The following is a 9,334-nucleotide window of genomic DNA, read 5'->3' as shown; positions in this document are numbered from 1 at the left end:
GGGCGGCTGCCGCCGCCATCGCTCAAGGAGCATGCCGCGCTGCTGCTGATGAAGATCAAGAGCCGCAACCGCGAGCATGTGGACCGCGAGGTCGGGGGAGAGCTGGCCCAAGCCGCGGTGACGGGCGTGCCGGCATGCCGCACCTACCTGGAGCTGACGGCGCTGATGGAGGAGAAGCTGCGCGAGGTGCACGCCGCGCTGCATGCGGGCAAGGACGGGCGCGACAAGGAGCTGGCGGAGGAATGCCTCAAGTGGATCGCGGAGCATCGGAAGGAGCCGGTCACGCTGGAGTCGGCGGCCGAGCGGTTCTACTTCAATCCGTCGTACTTCAGCACCTGGATCAAAAATAATACCGGCCGGACGTTCACGGAGCATCTGCTGGAAGCCCGGATGAACAGCGCGGCCAAGCTGCTGGCCGACAGCCGGCTCAAGATCTACGAAGTCGCCAAGGAATGCGGCTATTCGGACACCAAATATTTCTGCCGCGTCTTCAAAAAGCAATTCGGGCTGTCGCCCGAACGCCATCGACAGATGTCCCAGCGGCAAAGGAGAGACGAGACACCATGAGAACGACGTTCCGCACCCGCCTTCTGGTCAGCTACGTGCTTTTGATCGTAGTGCCGCTTGTGACGGCGGGCATCATCTTCTACAACAAAAGTCTGGAGGTCGTCGTCGGCCAGGCCCAGCAGAACGTCCAGAGCATCGTCGTCAAGAACAACGAAATCATCGATACGAAGCTCGGCATCGTGGATCGGAACAGCCAGGCCTTGTTCGTGGACAGGCAGTTGTTCGAGCTCTTTAACACGCTGGACACAAGCGACGAGGCGAAGCTGATTGCCGCCGACAGGATAGTCGGCAGCGCGCTCCGCTCCTACTTCGCCCAGATCGAAGACGTCTACGCGTATCAGCTGTGGACGTCTTATTTCACATACGGGCAAACGCTGCCTCAGGGCAAGCCGCAAGACTCGGATATCTACCACGAGGCGCAAGAGGCCGGCGGCAAGATGGTCTGGTACCCGACTTACGACTTCGCGGACATGTTCGGCCAAGCTTATCTGGATGACAGCCGGCTGGACTTTCAATACTTGTATTCGGCCACGAGGGTGGTCGATTTCTCTTATCTCAGCAATTCCTCGCTGGAGCGGCTGGGACCGGACGTAGAACGGCCTGTGCTTGCGGTGAGCTTTAAGGCAGACTCGCTGACCAAGCTGTTCGAGCAGAGCATTCCCGCCAACTCCCGCTATATGGTTATCGATCAGAGCAATGTAATCGTTGCGGGAAGCGATACGGAGGCCATCAGCACGAGATACGAGGGGGAGTGGACTCGGGAGCTGCACGAGGAGGGGAGCGGAACGCGGCGGATGACGCTGGACGGCGAAGCCGTTATTATCTGCTTCGACCGCTCCAAGGTGACGGGCTGGCTATCGATCGTCATTACCCCGGAATCGGTGCTGGCTCAGGAGCTGGTGCCCGTCATCCGTACCTCCACCGTGCTGCTCTCCCTTGTGATGGGCGCTGTCGCGCTGGCGCTCGCTTATTTTATCTCCGGCAAAATTACGAATCCCATCAAACGGCTGCTGGGCGCCATGAGATCGGTCGGAGAGGGCGACTTTCATACGCAGCTGGACGTTCGCTCCAGCGATGAATTCGGCCTCCTCATTCAGCGGTTCAACCGGATGAACGACCGCATACGGCTGCTGGTAACGGAGAATTACGAGAGCCGGCTCAAGGAGCAGGAAGCGGAGATTCGGGCTTTGAACATGCAGATGAATCCGCACTTCCTGTACAACACCTTAAACGTGATGAACTGGACTGCCATCGAGAACGGACAGAAGGAGCTCAGCAAGATGCTGGTCTGTCTCTCCCATATGCTGCAGTACACGACGCGCAAGGAATGGGGTTCCGTCCGGCTCGCCGAGGAGCTGGAATGGATGAAGAGCTACTTCTACATCATGTCGGCCCGGTTCGAGGACAAGTTCACGGTTCATTACGATATCGATCCCGAGCTGTACGACTGCAAGCTGCCGCGCCTGCTGTTCCAGCCGTTCGTCGAGAATGCCATCCTGCACGGCTTCGTCCACCTGGAGACGGGCGGCCTTATTTACATACGTGCTCGCAAGGAAGGCGACGATTGTCTATTCGAGGTGGAGGACAACGGCAAGGGGATGAGACCGGAGGCGGTGCAAGCCATTCTGGAGAAGGAATCGGCGTCCATCGGCATTAATAATACGATTGCGCGAATCCGGCTTGCCTATGGCCAGCGGTACGGAGTCGATATTATCTCAGGGCCCGGAGAAGGGACGCGGATCGTCATTACGCTGCCGCACGAAACCAATTAAAGTCCACCAATACAAAGATATTGGGAATATGTAAGCGTTACCGGGTGCTCTATACTGAAGTCATCATAGACTGCAGCTATGAAAGAGATGGCATGAACATCGCTTATTCGGAAAGGGGTATATTCACATGTTGCGTAGTAAAAAAACGATAGCCTCGCTGCTGGCGCTAACGCTTCTGGGAACGACAATACTCGCCGGCTGCTCTCGTCCTTCGAAAGAAACGGATACGGGGGGCAATAGCGGACAAGATGGTTCGCCTGCGCCGATCACGCTGCGCATGACGGTATGGGGCGCGCCTGACGAGCTGGCTGCTTACAAGGTCGCCATCAAGCGATTCGAGGATAAATTCTCGCATATTACAGTCGATCTGCAGCATATCGCCGCGGATTACGATACGAAGCTGACGACGATGGTCGCGGGCAACGATGTGCCCGACATCGCCATGATGGAGTCCGGCACCATCGCTTATCCGCTGGCCGAAGAAGGCAAGTTCTTGAATCTGCAAGAGTTTCTGGACAACGACCCGCAGATCAACGTCGACAGTCTCGTGCCGAACCTGCTCTATTCGCTGGAGCCGGGTCACGTGATCGGTATCGCGCCGGGGCCGGAATCGTTCGGCCTGTTCTACAACGAAGACATGTTCAAGGATGCCGGCGTCGAGCCGCCTCCTGCCAAAGCGAGCGAGGCATGGACATGGGATGAATTCGTAGAAGCGGCGAAGTTGATGACGATCGACTCGCAGGGAAGGAACGCGAACGATCCCGCGTTCGATCCGAAGAACATCAAACAATTCGGCATCAACTTCCCGACCTGGTGGGGCGGCTACAGCAATTTCATCTATTCCAATGGAGGCGACTTCGTCTCCGCGGACGGGAAGACCTTCGCTCTCAATCAGCCGGAGGCGGTCGAGGTGTTCCAAAATATCGCCGATCTGATGAATGTGCACCATGTGGCGCCGTCGCCGGTTCAGTCGAAAAACATTCCGGGCACCAATGTGGCGCTGCAGACCAAGAAAGTCGCGATGGTCATCGACGGCCAGTGGGCATCCACATCGCTTGCGCAATCCAACTTTAACTACAACGTGGGCGTGCTGCCGGTCATGAAGGAACCTATGACGACGATCGTTGCCGGCATGTTCTCGATGTTCAAGTCGACGAAGTATCCGCAAGAATCGTGGGAGCTGATCAAATATTTGATCGATCCGGAATCGTCCATCGACATGATTACGGCAGGCACCTGGATGCCGTCCTATAAGAGCTGGTACACGGAGAACGATCTTCTCGCCAGATGGACGGAAAATCTCGCTTCCCGTCCGTCGGGCTACAAGGATGCCATCGTAGAAGTGCTCCTGAACAGCAGCCATCAGACGCCTACGGGCTACGTCAAAAACTTCAGCAAAATCATGGATGTCGTCTCGCCCGCATTGGATAAAGTCTGGCTTGGCCAACAGACGGCGCAAGAGGCGCTGGACGGCGTCGCCGCCAAAGCGCAGGAGCTTGTGCAAGGTCGCCGCGACATTCAGCAATAAATGATAACGGGAAGGGCGGCGGGCATGAGGCGCTTGGATAGACAGCCTCGGCCGCCGCGTCCCGGAGCATCGACAGGTCGGCCTGCAACGGGAGGTATACATGAGAAAAGGGCTATTTTACGGCTTGCTATTCACGTCTCCCGCGATTTTGGGTTTCCTGCTGTTTACGCTGGGTCCCATGATCGCGAGCTTGGTGCTTAGTCTTAGCGACTATAACGTGTTCAAAGAAGGAACTGCTTTCATCGGTTTTGATAATTATGTCCGCTTGTTCAGCGGAGAAGACGATTTGTTCTACCAATCGCTGGGCGCTACCTTCTATTTCGTAGCGCTGCGCGTGCCGGCGGTTATTCTGATCTCGTTCGCGGTCGCGCTGCTGCTCAACATGAACGTCAAGGGGAGGGCGCTGTTCCGCACCATTATTTATTTGCCCAGCATCGTGCCGGCCGTGGCGTCGGCGATGATCTGGATGTGGCTGCTCAATCCCGATCTGGGATTGATCAACACCGTGCTGGAGTGGCTTCATCTGCCTACCAGCAACTGGCTGTATGCCGAGAGCAGCGTTATTCCGTCCGTCGTGCTGACGACGTTATGGGGCATCGGCGGCACCGTCATTATTTTTCTCGCGGGCTTGTCCGGCATTCCGAAGCAATATTACGAGGCAATCGACGTGGATGGCGGCGGCTGGTACAGCAAGCTGCGCCACATTACGATACCGATGGTGACTCCGACGCTGTTTTTCAACACGATCATGACGATTATCGGCTCGTTCCAGGTGTTTAACGAAGCTTACATCCTGACGGATGGAGGCCCTAACAACAAAAGCTTGTTTTACGTGTTCTATCTATGGCGCACCGGCTTCCGGGATACGGAGATGGGATACGCGTCGGCGCTCGCATGGGTGCTGTTCGTCATCATTCTGTTCTTTACCTTTATCGTGTTCAAAAGCTCCAAGTCATGGGTGTACTATGAAGGAGGAGGGCGCTCATGAAGACATCAAGACTTACGCTCGCAGCGGGTTATGCCGCGCTTATTCTCGTATCCGTCATGTTCATTACGCCTTTTATCTGGCTGATCCGAAGCTCGCTCATGAATTTGTCGCAGATCTTCACCATGCCGCCGGAATGGATTCCGAACCCCGTGCAATGGGGCAACTTCAAAAAGGCGCTAACGATTCTGCCCTTCGACACGTATTTCATGAACACCTTCATCATCGTCATCGGCGTGCTGGTCGGCACGATCGTGACAAGCACGGTCGCGGCGTTCGGGTTCTCGCGGATCCAGTGGAAGGGACGGGATATCGTGTTCGCCATCCTGATGTCGAGCATGATGCTGCCCGCCGCCGTGACTTTGATTCCGAGCTTCCTGGGCTGGCAGATGTTAGGCTTCTACGATACGTATTATCCGCTGATCGCTCCCGCCTACTTTGGAGGAGGCATCTTCAACATCTTCCTGCTGAGGCAGTTCTATCTGACAATTCCGCGGGACTTCGACGAGGCGGCGGTAGTGGACGGAGCCGGCTACTTCGGCATCTACTTCAAAATCATTCTGCCCCTCAGCCGTTCCGCCGTCATCGTCGTGGCGCTGTTCACCTTCCTCGGCACGTGGAATGACTTTATGGGTCCGCTCATCTACTTAAAGAGCGACCATCTGTTTACGCTGGCGCTGGGTCTGCAGATGTTCCAGGGCACCTACACCGCCCAGTGGGACTTGCTGATGGCCGCGTCCGCCGCGGTCGTGCTGCCGTGCGTGGTCGTATTCCTGGTCGGGCAGCGGTACTTTCTGGAGGGCATTACGCTGACTGGATTAAAAGGATAGCATGGTTAGAACGGAGATCATCGAAACCAACAAGAGAGAGGGAGAGTTTCCATGCCGATTGCTGCATCCCCGCTAAAGCGCTGGGGCAACGTTCCGTTCACGAAGGTGGAGATCCATGACGGCTTCTGGCGCCGGCGCCTGGAATCCGTGCGGAGCGTGACGCTGCCGGCTTGTCTGGAGAAATGCGAGACGACCGGCCGTATCGCCAATTTCGAGAAGGCGGGCGGCACGAAGGAAGGAACGTTCGAGGGAATCTATTTTAACGATTCCGATGTGTACAAGGTGCTGGAGGGCGCCGCTTATTCGCTTATGCTGAATCGCGATTCCGCGCTGGAGGCGGAGATTGACCGGATCGTCGATGCGATCGCGTCGGCGCAGGAGCCCGACGGTTACCTGTGCACCTACTACACGCTGACGGCGCCCGAGAGCAAGTGGACCGATATGGAGAAACACGAAATGTACAACGGCGGCCATCTGATCGAAGCGGCGGTCGCCTATTACGAAGCGACGGGCAAACCGGCTATACTGGATGTCGCACGCAGGCTGGCGGATCATTACGACTCGCTTTTCGGGCCCGGCAAGCGTCATTGGGTAGAGGGGCATCAGGAGATCGAGCTGGCGCTGGTCAAGCTGTACCGGCTTACGGGAGAAGAGCGGTATTGGAAGCTGGCTCTGTGGCTGCTGGAAGAGCGCGGTCACGGCCATGGCGTCGGCCGAATCTGGGATATCCCGGAGTGGGGCCCCGCTTATTGTCAGGACGACGTGCCGGTCAAGGATATCGAGAAGGTGACGGGACATGCCGTTCGCGCGATGTATCAATACGCGGCCATGGCGGATGTCGTTCACGCTTCCGGGGATCCGGAATATACGGCGGCCCTGCACCGCGTATGGGCGCACACGGTAGAGCGGAACATGTATATTACCGGCGGCATTGGTCCGTCGCATCATAACGAGGGCTTCACGCACGATTACGATCTGCCGAACGAGACGGCTTATTGCGAGACCTGCGCGGCCATCGCGATGGCGTTCTGGAACCACCGGATGAATCTGCTGTTCGGCGACGGCGTCTACGCCGACATCGTGGAGAGAGAGATGTACAACGGTGCGTTGTCCGGCATCTCGCTTCCTGGCGATCGGTTCTTCTATGTCAATCCGCTGGCCTCGCAAGGCGGACATCATCGCGTGGCATGGTTCGACACCTCATGCTGCCCGACGAATCTGGTGCGCTTCTTGCCTTCTATCGGCCAATATGCGTATGCCATCGCCGACGGCGGCGTTGTCGTCAATCAGTATATGGGCGGCGAGTCGGAGCTGACGTTGGCTGACGGGCGGTCCGTCCGGCTGAAGCAGACGACGAACTATCCGTGGGAGGGCAGTATCGCGATCGACGTAGTTGATCTGCGGTTGGCAGAGGGTTTGGGTTCGGGCTTAGTTACGGGCGGCTCGGGAGGCGATGTCGGGAACAATGTTGGAAGCAATGTTGAAAGCAATGTTGAAAGCAATGTGGGTAGTTATGCGGAAGGCAATGCGGTACAATCGTCTGCGGCCTGCGACAGCTTCCCCATTCGGCTGCGGGTGCCGGGCTGGTGCGGGAGCTACCGGATTCTGCTAAACGGCGTTGCGCTCTCAGGAGCGAATGCCGTGACACAGAACGGCTATCTGGTTATCGAGCGGAGTTGGACTCCGGGAGACAGTCTTGTACTGGAGCTGGATATGCCAGCAGAGAAAGTGCGTGCGCGCGGCGAAGTGGAGTCGAATCGGGGGCGGGTCGCCATCCAGCGCGGTCCCGTCGTCTATTGCCTTGAGCAGGCGGACAACGGGGAGCTTCCCTATGACGGCTGCGTGATTGAGCCGGGCTCGTCCTTCGTCGCCAAACATCGCCCCGAGCTGCTTGGCGGCGTAACTGTGCTTAGCGGCTCGGCGTCAGACGGAACGCCTATCGCGCTCGTGCCGTATTATGCCTGGGACAATAGAGAAGCGGGATATATGCAGGTGTGGCTGCGTACGGCGGAGGATCGCAGACTGTACTCCGTATAAGGGGGAGCGGTCGACGATTGATGAAACATTACCGTTCGTAGCTGCATGTTCCCTGTGGAGTATCGATTAGAGGTTGTTCAAAACTCCTCTTTTGATCACAAAGTATGCCACGAAGCTTACTCGACATCGAATATTTCCCGCTACCCATGAATGTGAAGGGGTTGCGAAGCCAATTCCGATTACTTTCGCGGGGCCCGAAGTTAGGCGAAACAAAGCAAGATGCTTGCTTTCGAAGTATCGGAGTAGTTTTCTCAGGAAAGATTGCAGGTGCTTAGGTAGCTCTATTAAGCGTATGCTCCCTTAGGTCGTTTTCTTTGAAAACGTGTACCGATCCTTAGTTTCGACTAGTTCCATTTTCTACAGCATTACGCACTATTAGAGTTGCAGCATGGTTCGCCATAATCAGAGGAGGAAGCCAATGAACGTAAGGGAAAGTAAAGCTGCTGTGACATCGGGCAATCCGATTCTGCCGGGTTGGTACGCCGACCCGGAGGCGCGTATCTTCGAGGGAAGGTATTGGATTTATCCCACCTGCTCGGCTCCTTACGACGAACAGACCTGGTTCGACGCCTTCTACTCGGACGATCTCGTGCACTGGAGCAAGGCGGAGCGGATTCTCGAGAGGAGCAGCATTTCGTGGGCGAAGCGGGCGTTGTGGGCTCCATCCCCTATTGAGAAGAACGGGCGGTACTATTATTATTTTGCTGCCAACGATATTCAGAGCAACGAGGAGCTCGGAGGAATCGGCGTCGCTGTAGCAGACCGGCCCGAGGGGCCGTATCGCGATGCGCTGGATCGACCGCTGATCGACCGGTTCGTGAACGGCGCGCAGCCGATCGATCCCCACGTTTTTCTGGACGACGACGGGTCCGCCTATCTGTATTACGGCGGCTGGGGACGATGCAATGTCGTGAGGCTGGGCGAGGACATGATCAGCATCGTCAATTTCCCGGACGGGGAGACGTTCAAGGAAGTGACGCCGGAGAAGTTTGTGGAAGGGCCGTGCATGATCAAGCGGGACGGGCGCTACTATTTCATGTGGGCGGAGGGAGGCTGGGGCGGGCCGGATTATTCGGTCGCGTACGCCATCTCGGATTCTCCCGTGGGACCTTTCGGGCGCGTAGGCAAAATCCTGCAGCAAGACGCCGCCGTCGCCACCAGCGCGGGGCATCATGGCGTGCTGCAAATTCCCGGTACGGACGAGTGGTGCATCGTTTACCATCGCCGGCCGTTATCGGAGACCGATCCGAATCACCGCGTCGTCTGCATCGACCGGATGACGTTCGCGGCGGACGGGACGATCGAGCCGGTTCGGATCACATTCGATGGCGTTGCTGCTCGTAACATGGGATAAGGTAATAGACAGGCGGTTCGATGATAAAAGCGCAAGTCCGTGGGATCCGTTTCCCTGGAGCTTGTGCTTTTTCGCCGTACAGGAAATCTTGCCAAAAATTAATGTCCGGTTGAGGCTCCGAAGGTACAGCTTCGAAAGTGGCTCCGCGACACTCAGTAACCCGATTTTTTCGGGTTACAGCATCCGAAGTAGCTCCGCGGCACCCTGTAACCCGATTTTTGAGACTGTCGATTAATTCTAGAACATGCACAAATAAAAATC

7 protein-coding genes are annotated in these 9,334 nt (G+C 56.8%); all 7 read left to right on the top strand.

What is annotated here, in order from left to right; genetic code table 11:
- On the top strand, window positions 1-567 hold a 567-nt coding region (locus tag PAT3040_RS37440), incomplete at its 5' end, for a helix-turn-helix transcriptional regulator (RefSeq protein WP_181376842.1).
- Window positions 564-2,339 carry a sensor histidine kinase gene (locus tag PAT3040_RS26375; protein ID WP_108995028.1) on the top strand — a complete coding sequence of 592 codons (1,776 nt, stop codon included), beginning with the start codon at window positions 564-566 and terminating at the stop codon, window positions 2,337-2,339. The genes PAT3040_RS37440 and PAT3040_RS26375, both read left to right, overlap by 4 nt.
- A gap of 127 nt (window positions 2,340-2,466) precedes the next feature.
- Complete coding sequence (locus PAT3040_RS26370) at window positions 2,467-3,867, top strand: ABC transporter substrate-binding protein (protein WP_108995027.1); 1,401 nt, start codon at window positions 2,467-2,469, stop codon at window positions 3,865-3,867.
- A 100-nt stretch (window positions 3,868-3,967) separates the two neighbouring features.
- Entirely contained in the window at window positions 3,968-4,855 is an 888-nt protein-coding gene (locus PAT3040_RS26365; protein WP_087569923.1) for a carbohydrate ABC transporter permease, read from the top strand.
- Window positions 4,852-5,682: a carbohydrate ABC transporter permease gene (locus tag PAT3040_RS26360; RefSeq protein WP_108995026.1), complete on the top strand. Its 831-nt coding sequence runs from the start codon at window positions 4,852-4,854 to the stop codon at window positions 5,680-5,682. The genes PAT3040_RS26365 and PAT3040_RS26360 overlap by 4 nt, the downstream gene beginning before the upstream one ends.
- A gap of 51 nt (window positions 5,683-5,733) precedes the next feature.
- Window positions 5,734-7,719, top strand: a complete 1,986-nt coding sequence (locus PAT3040_RS26355; protein ID WP_258235166.1) for a glycoside hydrolase family 127 protein — start codon at window positions 5,734-5,736, stop codon at window positions 7,717-7,719.
- A 418-nt stretch (window positions 7,720-8,137) separates the two neighbouring features.
- Window positions 8,138-9,073: a glycoside hydrolase family 43 protein gene (locus PAT3040_RS26350; protein WP_108995025.1), complete on the top strand. Its 936-nt coding sequence runs from the start codon at window positions 8,138-8,140 to the stop codon at window positions 9,071-9,073.
- Window positions 9,074-9,334: the final 261 nt, after the last annotated feature.

Source organism: Paenibacillus agaridevorans, from assembly GCF_003112455.1.
Lineage (GTDB): Bacteria > Bacillota > Bacilli > Paenibacillales > Paenibacillaceae > Pristimantibacillus > Pristimantibacillus agaridevorans.
Note: the sequence above shows the minus strand (reverse complement) of the source record. Positions and strands in the feature narration are given on the sequence as shown.